Source organism: Bacillus mesophilus, from assembly GCF_011008845.1.
Classification (GTDB): Bacteria; Bacillota; Bacilli; order Bacillales; family SA4; genus Bacillus_BS; species Bacillus_BS mesophilus.
On record NZ_JAAIWM010000002.1, the window covers coordinates 53,734 to 70,508 of the forward strand.

Genomic DNA, 16,775 nt, shown 5'->3' on the forward strand with positions numbered 1-16,775 from the left:
TAATAATAAATTGGGTTTCTTAATAAAGTCCTATTAACAGAAAATGAGTAGTCCGTTTTGACTACTCAGTTTAAGCCTTTGGTTTAAAGAAGGTACCTACTTGTTTAAATACTCCGTTTAATTGATTAACAGTGTTTACCATTTGTCCCGCGGTGTCCATCATCTTATTAACGTCATACCCGCCTTCTTTTGTCTTGAATTGATTCAAAATAGATCCAAACCCACTAGTTTGCTTTGGAGTTTGATTAGAAGTCCCTTGATTAGGATATGGCATTTGAAATGGAATAGAGCCTTGTTGATTCATGTTCATATAATTAGGATATTGATTCATGTTATTGAAATTTGTATTTGGATTAATATTTGGCTGAGCATTCGTTGATTGATTATACATTTGTTGTGGATTTGAATATTGATTTGGTTGGAAGCCATGGTTCTGTTGGAAGCCTTGATAAGGATAATAGGATTGATTATGCATAAATGGGTTTCTGACCATTCTCCTCTTTTGTTTCATTCCAAACATTAGGGATTCCTCCTTAGGTTAATGTCTTGCTAGTAGTAGTTTATGTTGGGAGGATTGTAAAGTGTGAATAAATTTTATGGATTAGAAGCGGTCAATAAATGTAAATATATGTCGGAAGACTAAATATTTAAATAAAAGAGAATAAGGGACTTACATGATACGATAAAGTCAACAATGATGGGGGTGTTTGAATGAATACGGAGGATTTACGTAATCGTTTTTTGTTAGTTAATAAAAAGGAACCTTTAGATCTGATAGAACTTCTGCAATTTGCGAAGCTATCCTACGTTAAAGGAGATCTCACCATAGCGGTGTACCGTGATATTGTGAAGGAATTGGAACAAAATTTAAATCCAGATGAAGACACTCAAAAACTTACTTCTCCTACAACATGACAAAAGTTACCTTAGTGATTTCACTCTTAATTAAGCACATTAAGAATGTATCTTCAATGAAGGAGTGAAATCGCTATGGGAAGAGGCAAATCATTTAAGCATAAAACAAAAGGACATGACAGAGAATTGCCTGAATCTGGTGAGCAGGTACAATCTAAGAATACAGAGCATGTTGAATATGTCATAGAACCTGTTGCTACGGCGGATCAGCCTGCTGTATCTGTACAAGTTACAAAGGACAGTGACCTAGAAGAAAATCCTTATTCGTAAAAAAAAAGAGCCCACTGGGCTCTTTTTACATGTTAATACGCTTTAAAATGGAATCTAGATTATATTGGTTAGAACGAACAAGTTCTTTAAACCTTTTAGCGCCTGTTTTTGGAAAAAAGGCTTGAACAGAAACAGTGGTGATGTTTTCTTTTAGGTTTTCAACTTGTTGTTTATAAAAGTACTTGGGCTTTTCTTGATTAATCCATTTTAAAACCAGTGGTTCCCATAGTTCTATTTCATCTTTTACCTTGTCAGCAAATGGCTTAACAATTGTAAAAAAGTCTTCAGGTTCCCCTTTTTGTTTAACACGATCGTAAATGGACCCAAGCTCCTGGTTATATTGTTGTAATAATTCTGTAGATCTTGCTAATTCCTTATATTTCATGCATTTCACCTATTACTAACCGTATTTTATTTTATCATCATACCGTTATCATAGTGAAAGAATCAACTGTTACCTACTAAATGCAATTTTAAGGGGCATAAACCTTTCTTTTTTGGATGATTTTTCTTCCACCTTAACAAGTTGGGAATGAACAAAGAGAATTTTCTCTAACTGAGCAAGCTTCATTTGATTTAGTTCAATTTCTGTATGGGTCTCCACTGTCTCTTCCATTACATTAATGTTAGTCAACACTTCGTCAAAGGCATTCTCAATTACATTCAAAGACACCATTTTTTCCAAACTGAATCCCTCCATAAAATCTTTTATTAACTATATTCCATGCATCTTTAGAACAACCTCCACAAGTGACAAAACTAGTGTCCATTCGGCAAAGAAAGTGACTTTAGACCTCAATCGCACAATATCGACAACACCTTTAAAAGATAGAATGAAAATTGTCGCGTGGCTTAAACTAACGAATGTAGAGGAGGTGTTGTACTTATGGCAGGAAAAAAAGAAAATAAAGCAAACCCTACAAACAAGAATATTGAGGAAACAAAAACTGGCTATGGCAACAAAAAAATAGAAGGACCAAACCGCCCTTCTGTTTAATACGGGTTGATAAAAAGCAAGGAGGTATTCTCCTTGCTTTTATATTGTGAGAAAATCAGTAATAAGCTTATCCACACATATACCAGTATGAAGCTGTCTTTGTTTCTCCTTATACCATGTATTGATTTTGACTTTTTTTAAGGGCTCGTCATATGGTTCCATCCATTTACATAAATGTCTCCCCGATGCATTCCATCCTTTATAATCATGGCGGTGATGGTATACAACAGGGAAAACAGATCGTAATTCAGGTGTATCCTTTATCTTATCTTTATATACGTATTGTTCGTAATCATGTCTGGAACCTGTGTGAGAAACTGTTTTTGAAAAGTTGTAGATGCCATTATAATAATCAGGATGAAATAATATAGATGCTAATCTTTTTCCTAGCTGTATTCTCGATTGAACTTTACGAAAATCAGATACAGAGCTACCATATAAATCACCCGTTTTAGTAGGAAACAACACGACACTGAAGTGGAGCCAATCTTGTAACAGGAAAAGCCAAGTATGGAAGACTTTTTTACGATAAATTGGATGTTCAATGACAGGTCTTTGGATTAGATTTTGTTCGTTTATAATCAACGACACTAACAATTCGTCTTGATTTCCCTCTCTCATAAACTTCTTCCAGATCTCACTCATGAAAGGAGAAACATGAAAGAAGGGTAATAAATATGTGAGATCCCTTTTGAATTCTTTAGATAACTGATATAGATATAGCTGTGGAAAAGCATCTAAAAATATTAGCCAATTTGCTCTCTCATAGGTTAGAAATAATCGTTGCCTAAGTTCCCTAGACAACACCTTCGGGAACCATTCACCCTTTAAATCACACATATTCCAACCTGCATTTCTCGAAACCATACTAGCTAGCAGGGCCCATTTTATTTCATTGTTCTTCTCATAAAACCTACCATAGGTATTCGTCCGGGTTATATTGTCTTTATTTTGTAATGTGACATATGCCTTTACATGACTTACTATGTTCCTTTCTTCCTCTGAAAGCTCCAAAACATTTTTCACGGTGTATCACCTCTCTCCTTATACTTTGCCAACAAATGTTGATTTATTTTCACAACCTTTTATATTCATTTTTTGGTATGATACTAAGTAGGCTTGGATGAGGAGTTTAGAAAAATTCATGTAACTTCTTTGTTTGTGAATTCGTCTATTAATTGGTTACCTCACGCTTGGAGGAGATTATCATGTCTATTCGATACCCTAACGGAAAAGCTTATCAAGCTAGTAAGGGACAGAATAAAAAACAGCCTGAAAAGAAATTTTCGTTTAGTAATCGTGGAATGACCCTCGAAGAAGATCTAAATGAAACGAATACTTATTATCTAGAAAGGCAAATTGCAGTCATTCATAAGAAACCTACACCTGTTCAAATTGTCAATGTTGATTATCCAAGTAGAAGTGCTGCTGTTATTAAAGAAGCCTATTTTAAACAGGCATCGACAACTGACTATAATGGAATTTTCAAGGGAAGGTATATTGACTTTGAAGCAAAGGAAACTAAGAACAGTACTTCCTTTCCACTTCAAAATTTTCATCAGCATCAAATTGATCACATGAGAAGTGTGTTAGAGCAAGGTGGAATCTGCTTTGTGATTTTACGCTTCGCCGCAACGGAAGAAATATTTTTATTGGAAGCTACTCATTTACTTCAGTTTTGGTCCCGCCAAATGAATGGCGGTAGAAAATCTATGACCAAAGCTGAGATAGAGGCCGTTGCTTATAAAATCCCTATTGGCTACCAACCACGCATTCATTATATCTCCGTGATTGAGCAGCTCTATTTTTAGTGATTTTTTAAAGCACTAGCTGAAAGGCAGGAATTATTATTATGGCAGAAAACAAATCAAGAGCAGAGCTAAAGCAAGCAAAAAAGAAAACAAAGAAAAAAGCTGGCTCTACAAAATCATTATTTAAAAAAGTTATCATTGCTTTTCTTATTTTAGGTATTATTGGAATGCTTGTGGGTGGGATCACCTTTTTTGCATTAGTTAAGGATGCACCTCCAATCGACGAAGCATTATTAAAAGATCCTGTGTCTTCAAAGTTACTTGATAAGGATGGAAATAAGTTTGCTGAAATTGGAGTAGAAAAGAGGACACATGTTCAGTATCAAGAAATTCCAAAGCTTATGGAAAATGCAATTCTTGCTGTTGAGGATATACGCTTCTACGATCATTATGGTGTTGACTTACGACGTTTAGTTGGAGCGGTCATTGCTAATTTTCAAGAAGGCTTCGGGGCAGAAGGTGCTAGTACGCTTACTCAACAGGTAGTAAAGCTTTCGTTCCTAACACCTGACAAAACCGTTGAACGAAAAGTTCAAGAACAATGGTTGGCAATTCAGCTAGAGCAGAAATATACAAAAGAACAAATTTTTGAAATGTATGCAAATAAGATTTATCTATCAAGTATCCCTTCTTATGGTCAGGTATATGGTGTTGCATCAGCTGCTGAGGCATATTATGGGAAGAAATTAAATGAACTAGAAATTCATGAGGCTGCAATGATTGCTGGGATGCCACAAAGTCCAAATAGGTATAATCCCTTTGATCATCCAGAAGATGCGGAAAAGCGACGTAACATTGTTATTACATTAATGGCTAAGCATGGATTTATAACTGAAGCTGAAGCTGAAGCTGCAAAGGCAGTTCCTGTTGCAAGCACATTGGTTCAAACTCAAAAAGACCCTCAGCCATATGATGCTTTTATCGATCAAGTATTGAAGGAAGTTATCGAGCTTGGCGATATCGATGTATCAACAGCTGGATTAGAAATTCACACTACACTTGACCCGGCTGCACAGACATATGTTGAGCAGGCTTTGAACACGAATGACATTATTGAGTATCCAAATGAGGAATTTCAGGCTGGTGTAGCTTTAATTAATACGCAAACAGGTGAAATTCAAGCCATTGGCGGAGGAAGGAATTCTACGGTAGCTAGAGGCTTTAATTACGCTACTGCAATCAATCGTCAACCTGGATCTACAATTAAGCCTGTCATCGACTATGGGCCGGCGATTGAGCATTTACAGTGGTCAACATATCATCAAATTGTTGATGAGCCATACACCTACTCAGAAGGACAGCCTATAAAAAATCACGATAATAAATTTAAAGGCCAAATGTCAATCCGACAAGCATTAGCAGATTCAAGAAATATACCTGCTTTAAAGACATTCCAGGAGGTTGGTAGTGAACGAGCTGGCGAGTTCGCCTCTACTCTTGGAATTCGGGTTGGTGATGTATTTGAATCCCATTCTATTGGAGGTTTTAATGGAGTATCTCCATTAGAGTTGGCAGGAGCGTTTAGCGCATTTGGAAATCAAGGAATTTATAATAAACCACATGCCGTTACTAAAGTTGTATTTATGGATGGTTCTGAGGTTGTCTTAAAGCCTAAGCCTGTTACTGCTATGAAGGAGTCAACAGCGTTTATGGTAACGGATATAATGAGATCTGTTGTTACATCCGGAACTGGTAGATCTGCAAATATATCAGGACTTCCTGTTGTTGGTAAGACAGGAACGACAAACTTCCCTGCAGATGTTAAAAAGAAATACAACATAAAGAATGGTGGAGTAAACGATATTTGGTTTGCTGGCTACACCCCTTTATATACAGCCGCCATTTGGACTGGATATGATACTCCTGAAAAAGGATATATTTTAAGTCCTGACGAAAAGGCAATTGCCAAGCAACTATTTAAAGAGATTATTCAGAAGGTCTCAGAAGGTAAGGAGACTGGAGAATTTGTAAAGCCTAATAGCGTTGTTCAAGTCGCTGTTGAAAAAGGCTCGAATCCTCCAAAGTTACCTAGTGAATTTACTCCAGATGACCTGATTGTGAAAGAATATTTCATAAAAGGTACCGAGCCTAAAGAGGTATCTGAAAAGTATAGGAAGCTAGATGTCCCAAGTGAACTAATCGCTGCTTATGATGAAGAAACGAACCAAGTTACCTTAAGATGGAAATACCCTGACGATCAAAGAGAAGGTATTCTCTTTGATGTACAATACTCAGTTGATGAAGGTCCATTCGAACTTCTAGAAACTGTGGGTGAACTAGGACTGATTGTTCAAAATCCAATACCAGAAGCCATTTATCGCTTCAGAGTCATCGCATACAGAGAAGCAGACCCTGAGAATAGAAGCGATCCTGCTGATATTGAAATTCAGATTCCTGCCTTAAGTCTTGAAGATGAACTTGATTTAATACCAGGTGAAGATGATGAGGAAGTAGAACCAGATCCAGAAGAGTCTGAAGAAAATGAGGGCGAAACTGGTGATGGTAATGGAAATGATGGTTCAGGTGGTAACGGGAACGGCGGGTCAGGAAATAACGGTAATAACTAGATAACCTAGTCTAGTTCAAGGAAAACAAAGATCTAGCATTTTTAGTGAAACAGTAAAATAAAAAGCAGCCCGAGACTATGTTCTCAGGCTGCTTTTTTCTTTCATAATGGAAAGTTGATATTGCTTATTCAGCTCTTCAAAAAGTTCAACTAATTGCAAATATGAGTGATAATGATCTGGTGAATTTATGATATACTCTAGTCTTTCAAGACAATTAACTGGTTTAATTTCTAGAGTTCCAAGAGCATCCTTCCAGTTTGTTAATGTCGTGACAGGTTTTTTATTTGTCCAATTAAGAGCCATGATAAACGCTGCAATATTAGTCGACATGATAGGTTTTGCTTCATTACGTCTGCGATTTCCAAATAATTCTCTCAATAAGTTCTTTGACTCAAACCAACGAGAGAGTAAGTAGGCAACTGTTTGTTCACGCTCTTCCCATGGTTTATTGGTTTCTATACTTAGGCAATGAGCGATGTCATAAATAAATGGCAAATCCACTAGTGTTTCTAAAGATTCATCGTGAAGTTCGAATTCCTGACCACTTTCCTTAAAAAAAAGAGGATGAAGAAAGGGAGTTGGAATATTAACGTTTAGCTGCTTCCCCACTCTTTCTACCACCCTTCATTCGTTTCTGTCCTTCTCTGCAAACCTCAAGTAACGGACACTCCCCACATTGAGGATTTTGTGCCTTGCAATGATACCTTCCAAAAAATATCAACCGATGATGCGTAACGGACCATTCATCCTCTGGAACCTTCTTCATTAACTGCTTTTCCACTTCTAGTACAGAATCCTTCCAGCGGCAAAACGCCAAACGTTTGCTAACCCGTTCAACGTGGGTATCAACTGCAATGGCAGGAATGTCGTAAGCAACCGATACCACGACATTTGCTGTTTTTCTTCCAACACCTGGTAGCTTAGTCAATTCATCTCGATCCTTTGGTACTTCTCCACCATACTCGTCCAAAAGTAATTGAGATAACTTCCTGATATTTTTTGCCTTATTCCTAAAAAGTCCAATCGATCGAATATCGTTCTGTAGTTCTTCTTCGGTTACAGCTAAATAATCTTCAGGTGTTTTATATTTTTGAAATAGGTTCTTAGTAACCTTGTTTACCAATGCATCCGTACATTGTGCTGACAAACTAACTGCAATAACCAATTCAAAAGGATTAGAATGGTGTAGCTCACAATGTGCATCTGGAAACATTTCACCCATTGTATCTAGACAATAGCGTATCTGCTGTTTATTTAGCATAATTCCTCATCCTTTATTCTTGATCCAACCAGTTAAAAGTCCCACTCTTCACTTGAGTTTGTCGTAATTTAGACGGTTGATGCTGTCTCACCTTTTGTCCAAATTCTTGGGCCTTTTCAACAGAAGTAACTCCGTTTCGCTTCCATTCAAATAGAATTCGATCGATGTAACGAAAGTTCATTTTTCCTGATAAAACTGATTCCCTTAGAGCTGCTTTTATCAAAACTGGATCATGATTCTCTTGATCTAACCATATTGACAATGTTTCAATTTCAATTGGAGATAGTGGGCGACCAAACTCACTCTCAAAAATACTATATAGCTTCGATTCTAAGCTTCGTCTAGTCTCTTTATCCTCATCTTTTGTTTCCTGTAGAAATAACATCAGTATTTTTTCCCATAGGGGTTGTAGTGAGTATCTTTCCCCTCTAACACCGTCACTCTCATGATCCTCAATTTTCATAAATCCCTTTTGCAGAAGCTTGCGAAATAAATCTGCACATTGATTAACAGGTAATGTCATTTTACTAGCTATTTCATGTGGAGTAGGAAATGTATTGCCACTTTCTATATATGAATGAACATGGATAATTAAAATAAATTCACTTTCATTTAACCCTAATTTTGAATAGTTATTTAGTAAAAGCTTTGGAATCGCTATACTCCCCTGCTCAAACCATTCAATCATTTTTTCCTTCTTCAAATAACCACCCCATCTAATCAAACCATCAGTAGTAAGTATATCATGAAAGGCTCATCTTACATGATAGAAAAACTTGGCTATCCTCTACTTCGCTTAACAAAATAAAGAGCCCCAATCGGAGCTCCAACAAATTAAGGATATAAACGGTTTAATAGTCTTGGGAATGGGATCGTTTCACGGACATGGTCAGCTCCACTAATCCAGGCAACAGTTCTTTCTAATCCAAGTCCGAAACCGGAGTGTGGTACAGAACCATATTGTCGAAGTTGTAGGTACCATTTATAAGCCCCATCAAGCAGGCCATGCTCTTCTAGTCTTTGTTTTAATAGGTCGTGATCATGAACACGCTCAGAGCCACCAATGATCTCTCCGTAGCCTTCTGGTGCAATCATATCAGCACACAGAACAACATCTTCTCTTGTTGGATGAGGCTGCATATAAAACGGCTTTAGAGAGGTAGGATAATGTGTGATAAATACAGGCTTCTCATAGCTCTCTGCTATTGCTGTTTCATGAGGAGCTCCAAAATCATCGCCCCACTCAATGTCGGTAAATCCTTTATTCTTTAAGAACTCAATCGCTTCATCATAAGAAATTCTTGGGAAAGGAGCTGTGATCTTTTCTAGTTTTGTTACATCTCTTTCAAGCACACCTAGCTCTAGCTTACAGTTCTTTAGAACGGATTGAACAATAAACGATACATACTCTTCCTGCACTTTTAAGCTGTCTTCAAATTCATAGAATGCCATCTCAGGCTCAATCATCCAAAACTCAATCAGATGTCGTCTTGTTTTAGACTTTTCCGCTCGAAACGTAGGGCCGAATGAAAATACCTTTCCTAACGCCATCGCTGCAGCTTCCATATAGAGTTGTCCACTTTGTGAGAGGAATGCATCCTCATCGAAATACTTTGTTTGGAATAATTCTGTCGTACCCTCAGGAGCACTTCCCGTTAGGATTGGCGGATCTACCTTAACAAACCCATTTTCATTAAAGAACTCATATGTTGCACGGATCACTTCATTCCTAATTTTCATGATAGAGTGTTGTTTTTTAGAGCGAATCCATAAATGACGGTGATCCATTAAAAACTCAACGCCATGTTCCTTAGGAGTGATTGGATAATCAACTGCCTCTTGAATGACTTCAATGTTTTGAACACCTAACTCATATCCAAAAGGAGAACGCTCGTCTACACGAATTTCACCTGTTACATAAATTGAACTTTCCTGTGTAATTGACTTCGCTGCTTCAAATACCTTTTCATCCACTTCGCTTATAACTACGACACCTTGCATAAAGCCAGTACCGTCTCTAAGCTGTAAGAAAGCGATTTTCCCGCTAGAGCGCTTATTAGAAAGCCATGCTCCGATTGTTACAACTTGTCCTACATATTTTCCTACTTCAGCTATTGTTGTTTTCACTTAAAATTTCCTCCTAAAGCTGTGACCATTAAATTATGTATTATAGTTCATTATAGTATAACAGCAACGCTATTCACAACTGCATCGATACTTTCTTTGGAATACCAATAAGAAAAGCGCAAGCGCCCTGTTTAGCCCCGACAAGCAAATGTTCCTTCGAGAATAAAAGGGTGGCTTTTCCCTTTTATTCTCGAAGGGTTATCCCGGTCTAACTGGCGCTAACTAAAGGAATATAAAAAATTAGTTGCAATTAAAGCGCCAGTAAGACCCCGATTGGTTCAACTAACCATCAGAAAATCACTGATGGAAGTTTCACTGTATCTGACCTAGGAAAAAGTGTACTTCCTTTTTCCCTCGAGGTAGGATGAAATTGCAAAGATCATCGCAATTTCATCTTAGCTGGGCGCTGGAGCTAGACATAGACTCCAATCGAAAAACTTATGCTTTCTTATCTTTAGAAAAAGAACCCAATTAGCCCTTAATCTTCTCAGTCATAAAGCTATGCATACGTTCTACTGCCTTTTCAAGTTGTTCTAGAGAAGTCGCATAGGATAGGCGAATATTCTCGTCTGCTCCAAAGCCTGACCCAGGCACAACCGCTACTTTTTTCTCTTCTAATAATCCTGTTACCCAATCATCAACCGATGCATATCCACTCATTTCTACTGCCTTTGATACGTTCGGAAACAAGTAAAAAGCACCTTGTGGTTTAATACAAGTAAAGCCTGGAATTTGAATGAGCTTATCATAGATAATTGTCAGTCGCTCTTCAAATGCCTTTCTCATCGTTTCTAGTGTATCCTGCGAGCCTTGATATGCTGCGATGGATGCATATTGAGCGATGGAAGTTGGATTTGAAGTACTATGACTAGCTAGGTTTGTCATCGCTGTAATAATTGCTTTGTTTCCTAAAGCATAACCGATTCTCCAACCCGTCATAGAATGAGATTTTGATACTCCATTAATAATAATGGTTTGTGCTCGTAATTCAGGTGAAAGTTGAGCGATTGAAATATGGCTGCTTTCACCATAAGTCAGTTTTTCATATATTTCATCCGAGATGATTAAGATATCATGCTCTAAACATACCTCACCAATCTTCTCAAGCTCATCTGCACTATAGATCATCCCAGTAGGATTGCTCGGAGAATTAATCACGATTGCCTTTGTTCGCTTTGTAGCCGCTTCTTTTATTTGTTCTGGTGTAATTTTATAAGAATTTGATTCTAATCCTTCAATATAAACCGGCGTACCTTCTGCAAGCTTTACCTGTTCAGGATAACTTACCCAATAAGGAGTTGGGATGATTACCTCGTCACCGGGATTAAGGATTACTTGGAACAAGGTGTAAAGAGCATGCTTAGCTCCAGAACATACAATAATCTCAGATGCTTGGTAGGCTAAGCCTTGGTCCCGTTGAAGTTTATTGATAATTTCTTGTTTTAATGCTGGCAATCCACCAGTTGGTGTATACTTTGTGTGACCTTCATTCATTGCTTTAGCAGCAGCCTGAAGAATATGTTCAGGTGTATTAAAATCTGGTTCACCTGCACCTAAACCAATTACGTCATGTCCTTGAGCTTTTAACTCTTGAGCTTTTGCCGTAATAGCTAGTGTTGAGGACGGTGTTAGTGCAGCAACTCTGTTTGCTAATTCCATCTACGTTCTTCCCCCTAAAGTGTGTATCTTTTAATAAATTCGCCATCCTTAAAGGTTACATAGTAATAAGAGTAGCGATTTTTTTGATCTAAATATATAATTTCCCAAATGGGAACATCTTGTTCAATCCCTAAATTCACTGATTTTATAGATAACGGATTTCTTTCCTCGGTGAGCAATTGAACGGCCTCATCAGCACTTATTCCTTTAGTAGGGTCTACAACAATGATTTCACCTTTACCGTTTGTAGGAACACAGTGGATTTGGCTCTCTCCATCTACTTCTCCATATAATATGGCGTAGGATTGATTTCCGTTATAAAAACTTATATTGTTAACTTCAAGGTCAGGTTCTTTCTCTTTGGCGATTTGTATGGCTTCCTCGCCTTGTTGAGTTCGATACTGATTGGCAGAGCGGTATGTATCTATACTTGTCCAACCTACAATAATAAGCAGGACTATGATTAAGGCAATCCATTTCTTCATCTATATACCTCTTATGTTCTATAGATTGTGAACACTGCGGTATCCTGGTCTTTTTCATCTAATGCTAAACCAAACATTAAATCTTGTTTCTTTAAAGTACGATTTAGGCTATCAACGATTTTATATAGATCTTGAGAATGCTTAATCCGGACTGTTGTCAATATTTCAATCTTACTTTCCATTTTATTTCCTCCGATATCACAAATTTTGCATGTTATATGTAAGCCATAAAAGGCAACAATAATATTACAACAAATTAAGTATTGTTGCTACTCACTATTATAACAGTTTACCTCAGAAGTAAAATGGTTCGATACCACTTTTCATAATAAAAAATTTCTTCTACCCACACTTACAACCTGTTGCTTTGGCACCAGGTCTTTTTTTGTTAAGTTATGCTAAGACCTTTAGATAAAAGTCAGATCCTTCCCATAATTGAGAAGGATCTAGTTTTTATCAAAGCGAATTCATGCTCTCGATCGTTAATGTAATTACCTCGTAGTTTTCCTTTGAGCATCGAATTGTGATATTTCCAAATTGCTTTGTATAATAAATATCAATCCACGTATTCTGTAGTCGCTCTAGGACATCAGCACTTGGGTAAAGGTTCTGCTTATTAAAAATAATCGCTATTTGCGGGTCTACAGCTTCTAATAGTGCTTGCGATGTTCCGTTGTTACTTGCAAATTCCGCCACTTTAAGGATATTTACGTCTTTTAATGCATATTCCTTCATAAGCTTTTCTTCTTCAGCCTTACTAGCAACCGCCATAAATAAAAATCGATGCTCACCATACTTTAGGGAAAGATTCATGGATTTTTCTTCATCTAAAACCTGTAGAACATTCACCATTATTTCTGGAAACAATTGTTTCTCTCCGATTCCCCATTTCTCTATTGAAGGGACTTGTAGAGGCAAATCCTCCTTATCTACCGTAGAGGGGACAACAAGCTTTTGTACGGAAAATTCCTTGGTTAACCACTCAAGATTGCCTTCGTAGTCTGGTCCAAGCTTGGTAAGAATGATCTTTTGAATCGAACTGACTCCATATAAGTCTAAGGTTTTCTTTAAATGTTCTTTTGAATTCTGATTTCCTGTATTGATGAGGATGGCTTCGCCTTTGTCATTTTGGATAATGGTTGCCTCACCGTCCGGTAGATTGACAAATGTAAATGCAACTTCATCACCCATTAGTTTCAAGTCAACTTTCTCTATCTTTGTCGGTACTTCCTGATCCTCTTGAAATCCTGCTAACACTAAAACGACACAAAATAGCCAAAGGACTCTTTTCATGATAATCCCTCCAAAAAGGTCTAGGATTAGAATGTGTTATATATCCAATTTTTATGAGGCACAATTATTTTTGTTACATTAAAGCCATCTTTTAACATCTTCAAGTAGTGTTGGTAAATTCCCTCTTTTTATAGATAAATCCGGCAGAGACTGTAAAAAGGCCTTACCATACCAGGTAGTGATTATTCTTTTGTCAAATACAAAAACTACACCTTTATCAGACTTTGTTCTAATTAATCGCCCAAATCCTTGCTTAAAACGAAGTACTGCTTGTGGTAGTGATAACTCATTGAAGGAATTACTTCCATCTATTTCAAGTTGTTTAGCTTTTGCTTCGAATAAAGGCTGACTGGGCGGGGTGAAAGGCAATCTAACTATGACTAAACAGGATAAGGTATCACCTGGAAAATCCACCCCTTCCCAGAAGCTACTTGTTCCGAACAATACCGCATGTTCACTCTGCATAAAGGTTTTTGTGATTTTTGCTCTTCCTCCACTACTTATCCCTTGCCCAATTAAGGTGATCCCATCTAGTTCAAACTGGTCCTTTACCTGATTGAATGTTTTCCTTAACATATCGTAAGAGGTGAAAAGAACAAGCATTCTCCCGTGTGTAACCTTTGCAATAGCAGCAATATGAGTGGCAATTGCAAACGTATATTCTTCATTAGTAACTGCCTTAACCGATGGTAAGTCCGTAGGGATCAGAACCTTTGCTTTACTTGCAAAATCAAAAGGAGAAGGTATCGCAGCACAGATAGGTTGAAAATCTGTTAAACCTAACCTTCCAATCATATAGGAAAATGATTGCTGTACACTTAACGTAGCAGAGGTAAAAACCACACTATTTTTTCTGGTAAGTAGCGTGTCTGCAAGGATTTCACTAGTGTCAAATGGCTGAAGAAATAAGGCTGTTGAATTTATTGCACCTTTTTCATCGATTTCCATCCAAGTTACATATCGATCATGATCTGATAAAAATAAACTGATTAGACTTTGGTTCCATTCCTTCATACGATCTCTTATCTGGTTAAAGTCAGTTGTTATCACTGAGAGCTTACTATTCTTTTCGATTCGGCCATCTAATTCGGATACTATTGAATCCATTATTAGTAACGCTTCCGAAATAATAAATCGGATTCGATTTACACATTCTATAATTCCGTTCCACTTATGTCCCTCTTGTTTGGACGCTTCGTATTTAAATGTTAGGCGACTACCTTCCTGGTAATCATTTTTCGCGTTCGAAAGAGCGTATGAACGTAACATTCTAAACAAATCATCGAGCTCAGACTTTAAAGAGATTACTTTCATATCAAGAGAATGTAGAACTGATGAAATTTGTCTCTTTAACAATCTATTTAGATCTCTTACGATACCACCTTCCTGCAAACTTCCTAACCTACTTAATGTATAGTTTGCAGAAACATAATCAAGCTGTCTTCCTAGGTATTCCCCAACAATATCAACAAATTGATGCGCTTCATCAATGATCATTTCATTATAAAGTGGAATAAATTCTTCCTCTAACAGATCCTTACATAATATTGAGTGGTTAGTAATGATAAGATCGGCAAGTTGTGCACGCTTTTTCATTTGCTGATAAAAGCATCTTGAATGCCATCTACTTGAAACCTGCTCATTTACCGGATAGTCCGTAGAGAGTCTTTCCCATAGGAACTGACCACCTGAAGGTAGATTAATTTCCTCTATATCACCAGTTTCTGTTTCAGTCAACCAAATCAGGATTTTTGCTTTAGTTAAGATGCTATCGTAATTGTCATCAGCTTCCTTTAGTAACTGCTCAAACCTAAATAGACTTAAATAATGAGATCTCCCTTTCAACACTACCGCCGTTACAGGCGTATCTAAGATCTTATTGATTATTGGTAAATCACGTTGTAGGATTTGATGCTGCAGCTGTATGGTATGTGTACTTACAACGACTGGGCATTCTTTTGTTACACTATGTACTGCTGCAGGTAATAAATAGGCTAACGTTTTGCCTAATCCTGCTCCAGCTTCAATGATCGCATGCTCTCGACCATGAAAGGCCTTTTGAACAAGATCCATCATTTCTAACTGACCTTCTCTTACTTCACCATCCTGAAATAGCTCCTGTGCATTAACTTTTGATACGAAAGATTGGCGAATAAATGGATAGGATAATTGTCTATGCTTACCATCTCGAACATCGAGTTCCTTTAGTTTCCGTAAAGCAATCCCATTTATAATCTCAAACTGTTCATCATAGTCCTGTTCTTTCTCCTTAGAAACAAGTAGTTCTTCTAAAAGATCTTGCAAATCACTTGTAAAGCTAGCTGCAAGATCAATTAGTTTCTTAATCGTTACTAGTGGTAATGTACCAAGTTTCTGTAAGAGCTTATGCAGCAATAAAGCTGTTACTTCTGCATCACTGTCTGCTTGATGAGGACGGTCATGTTGGATAGAAAACTGCTCTGCAAGACCACCTAATCTATAGCTACTTAAGCTCGGATAAAGAAAGCGCGTCATTTCAACCGTATCAAGAACAGGACCTAAAAAAGGTTCATATCCAGCTAGCTTTAACTCTTCCTGTAAAAAGGTCAAATCAAAGATTACATTATGAGCGACAAAATAAGAATCCTCCAATAGGTTTAAAATAATAGGCGCAACTTCTTCAAAATAAGGAGCATTCCTGACCATTCCATCATTAATTCCTGTCAGTTGCTCAATAAAAGGAGAAATTGCTTGAGACGGATTAAGAAAAGTTGAGTAGTTATACACAATCTCTTCCTTTTCATATACTACCGCCGCAAACTGTATAATTTTATCTCCCTTTTTGGGGGAGTTTCCAGTTGTTTCTAAATCAATTACAACGAATCGACTCACGATTTTACCACCTCAAGTTAGGGGACACGTCCATTTACTATCTTCAAAAATAACATAATTGTGGAAAAAATACTATTAGGCAATGGATTCAAGTACCCAATAACAAAAAAATCCCTTAAAAAAGGGATTTTTACATAACAGTTCCTGCAGGCTCTTGATGCAGTAATTGAACAATTTGATTATTCTCATCCATGATTGCAACCTTTGGATGGTGAGAGGAAACTTTTTCTTCAGGCACTAGTACATAAGAGATGATAATTACAACATCTCCCTCTTGGACAAGTCGGGCTGCTGCACCATTTAGGCAACAAACACCACTTCCTCTTTCTCCAGATATTATATATGTCTCAAAGCGATGACCATTATTATTATTAACAATCTGAACCTTTTCATTTGCTACCATGCCAACAGCATCTAGTAGGTCTTGGTCAATTGTTATACTTCCCACATAATTTAAATTAGCTTCCGTAACACGGGCTCTATGAATTTTCCCATTCATCATAGTTCGAAACATGTTAT

The 16,775-nt window shown here is 37.2% G+C and carries 18 protein-coding genes; 4 read left to right on the forward strand and 14 right to left on the reverse strand.

The genetic code is table 11. From position 1 onward, the window contains the following. Window positions 1–70: 70 nt before the first annotated feature. Window positions 71–520 carry a YppG family protein gene (locus G4D63_RS05485; RefSeq protein ID WP_163178560.1) on the reverse strand — a complete coding sequence of 150 codons (450 nt, stop codon included), beginning with the start codon at window positions 518–520 and terminating at the stop codon, window positions 71–73. Window positions 521–711: 191 nt separating this feature from the next. On the opposite strand from G4D63_RS05485, the gene yppF reads away from it, so the two are divergent. Both yppF and G4D63_RS05495 read left to right on the forward strand, forming a co-directional pair. Then, window positions 712–915: a YppF family protein gene (gene yppF / locus G4D63_RS05490; RefSeq protein ID WP_163178563.1), complete on the forward strand. Its 204-nt coding sequence runs from the start codon at window positions 712–714 to the stop codon at window positions 913–915. 75 nt (window positions 916–990) lie between these two features. Continuing rightward, window positions 991–1,185, forward strand: coding sequence for a hypothetical protein (locus G4D63_RS05495; RefSeq protein WP_163178565.1), 195 nt, complete (start codon window positions 991–993; stop codon window positions 1,183–1,185). Between the two features lie 25 nt (window positions 1,186–1,210). Here the strand turns inward: G4D63_RS05495 and G4D63_RS05500 are convergent, their stop codons facing one another. From G4D63_RS05500 to G4D63_RS05510, 3 genes are all read right to left on the reverse strand, one after another. Beyond that, on the reverse strand, window positions 1,211–1,570 hold the full coding sequence (locus G4D63_RS05500) for a YppE family protein (RefSeq protein WP_163178567.1): 360 nt from the start codon (window positions 1,568–1,570) through the stop codon (window positions 1,211–1,213). Window positions 1,571–1,639: 69 nt separating this feature from the next. Then, window positions 1,640–1,870, reverse strand: coding sequence for a hypothetical protein (locus tag G4D63_RS05505; RefSeq protein WP_163178569.1), 231 nt, complete (start codon window positions 1,868–1,870; stop codon window positions 1,640–1,642). A gap of 351 nt (window positions 1,871–2,221) precedes the next feature. Then, window positions 2,222–3,208, reverse strand: a complete 987-nt coding sequence (locus G4D63_RS05510; protein WP_163178570.1) for a DUF2515 family protein — start codon at window positions 3,206–3,208, stop codon at window positions 2,222–2,224. A 182-nt stretch (window positions 3,209–3,390) separates the two neighbouring features. Here G4D63_RS05510 and recU point away from each other — a divergent pair, with 182 nt between their 5' ends. After that, on the forward strand, window positions 3,391–3,993 hold the full coding sequence (gene recU, locus G4D63_RS05515) for a Holliday junction resolvase RecU (protein ID WP_163178573.1): 603 nt from the start codon (window positions 3,391–3,393) through the stop codon (window positions 3,991–3,993). A 41-nt stretch (window positions 3,994–4,034) separates the two neighbouring features. Beyond that, a complete protein-coding gene (locus G4D63_RS05520) occupies window positions 4,035–6,560 on the forward strand; it encodes a transglycosylase domain-containing protein (RefSeq protein ID WP_163178575.1) in 2,526 nt (841 codons plus the stop codon). A gap of 75 nt (window positions 6,561–6,635) precedes the next feature. Here G4D63_RS05520 and G4D63_RS05525 read toward each other — a convergent pair whose 3' ends face one another. The 10 genes from G4D63_RS05525 to panD all read right to left on the reverse strand — a co-directional run bounded on the left by G4D63_RS05525 (window position 6,636) and on the right by panD (window position 16,770). Then, window positions 6,636–7,169 carry a YpoC family protein gene (locus tag G4D63_RS05525; RefSeq protein ID WP_163178578.1) on the reverse strand — a complete coding sequence of 178 codons (534 nt, stop codon included), beginning with the start codon at window positions 7,167–7,169 and terminating at the stop codon, window positions 6,636–6,638. Continuing rightward, window positions 7,147–7,821, reverse strand: coding sequence for an endonuclease III (gene nth / locus G4D63_RS05530; protein ID WP_163178580.1), 675 nt, complete (start codon window positions 7,819–7,821; stop codon window positions 7,147–7,149). Before nth ends, G4D63_RS05525 begins: the two co-directional genes overlap by 23 nt. 13 nt (window positions 7,822–7,834) lie before the next feature. Continuing rightward, a complete protein-coding gene (locus G4D63_RS05535) occupies window positions 7,835–8,524 on the reverse strand; it encodes a DnaD domain-containing protein (RefSeq protein ID WP_163178582.1) in 690 nt (229 codons plus the stop codon). Between the two features lie 131 nt (window positions 8,525–8,655). Then, window positions 8,656–9,948: an asparagine--tRNA ligase gene (gene asnS / locus G4D63_RS05540; RefSeq protein WP_163178584.1), complete on the reverse strand. Its 1,293-nt coding sequence runs from the start codon at window positions 9,946–9,948 to the stop codon at window positions 8,656–8,658. 471 nt (window positions 9,949–10,419) lie between these two features. Then, complete coding sequence (locus G4D63_RS05545) at window positions 10,420–11,607, reverse strand: pyridoxal phosphate-dependent aminotransferase (protein WP_163178586.1); 1,188 nt, start codon at window positions 11,605–11,607, stop codon at window positions 10,420–10,422. 14 nt (window positions 11,608–11,621) lie between these two features. Continuing rightward, on the reverse strand, window positions 11,622–12,092 hold the full coding sequence (locus tag G4D63_RS05550; protein ID WP_163178588.1) for a PepSY domain-containing protein: 471 nt from the start codon (window positions 12,090–12,092) through the stop codon (window positions 11,622–11,624). Window positions 12,093–12,103: 11 nt separating this feature from the next. Beyond that, window positions 12,104–12,274, reverse strand: a complete 171-nt coding sequence (locus tag G4D63_RS05555; protein WP_163178590.1) for a YpmA family protein — start codon at window positions 12,272–12,274, stop codon at window positions 12,104–12,106. A 274-nt stretch (window positions 12,275–12,548) separates the two neighbouring features. Continuing rightward, window positions 12,549–13,385 (reverse strand): ComEC/Rec2 family competence protein, encoded by an 837-nt coding sequence (locus G4D63_RS05560; protein ID WP_163178592.1) that lies wholly within the window; start codon window positions 13,383–13,385, stop codon window positions 12,549–12,551. 78 nt (window positions 13,386–13,463) lie between these two features. After that, window positions 13,464–16,256 (reverse strand): ATP-dependent DNA helicase DinG, encoded by a 2,793-nt coding sequence (gene dinG / locus G4D63_RS05565; protein WP_163178594.1) that lies wholly within the window; start codon window positions 16,254–16,256, stop codon window positions 13,464–13,466. A gap of 130 nt (window positions 16,257–16,386) precedes the next feature. Then, window positions 16,387–16,770 (reverse strand): aspartate 1-decarboxylase, encoded by a 384-nt coding sequence (gene panD / locus G4D63_RS05570; RefSeq protein ID WP_163178597.1) that lies wholly within the window; start codon window positions 16,768–16,770, stop codon window positions 16,387–16,389. Window positions 16,771–16,775: the final 5 nt, after the last annotated feature.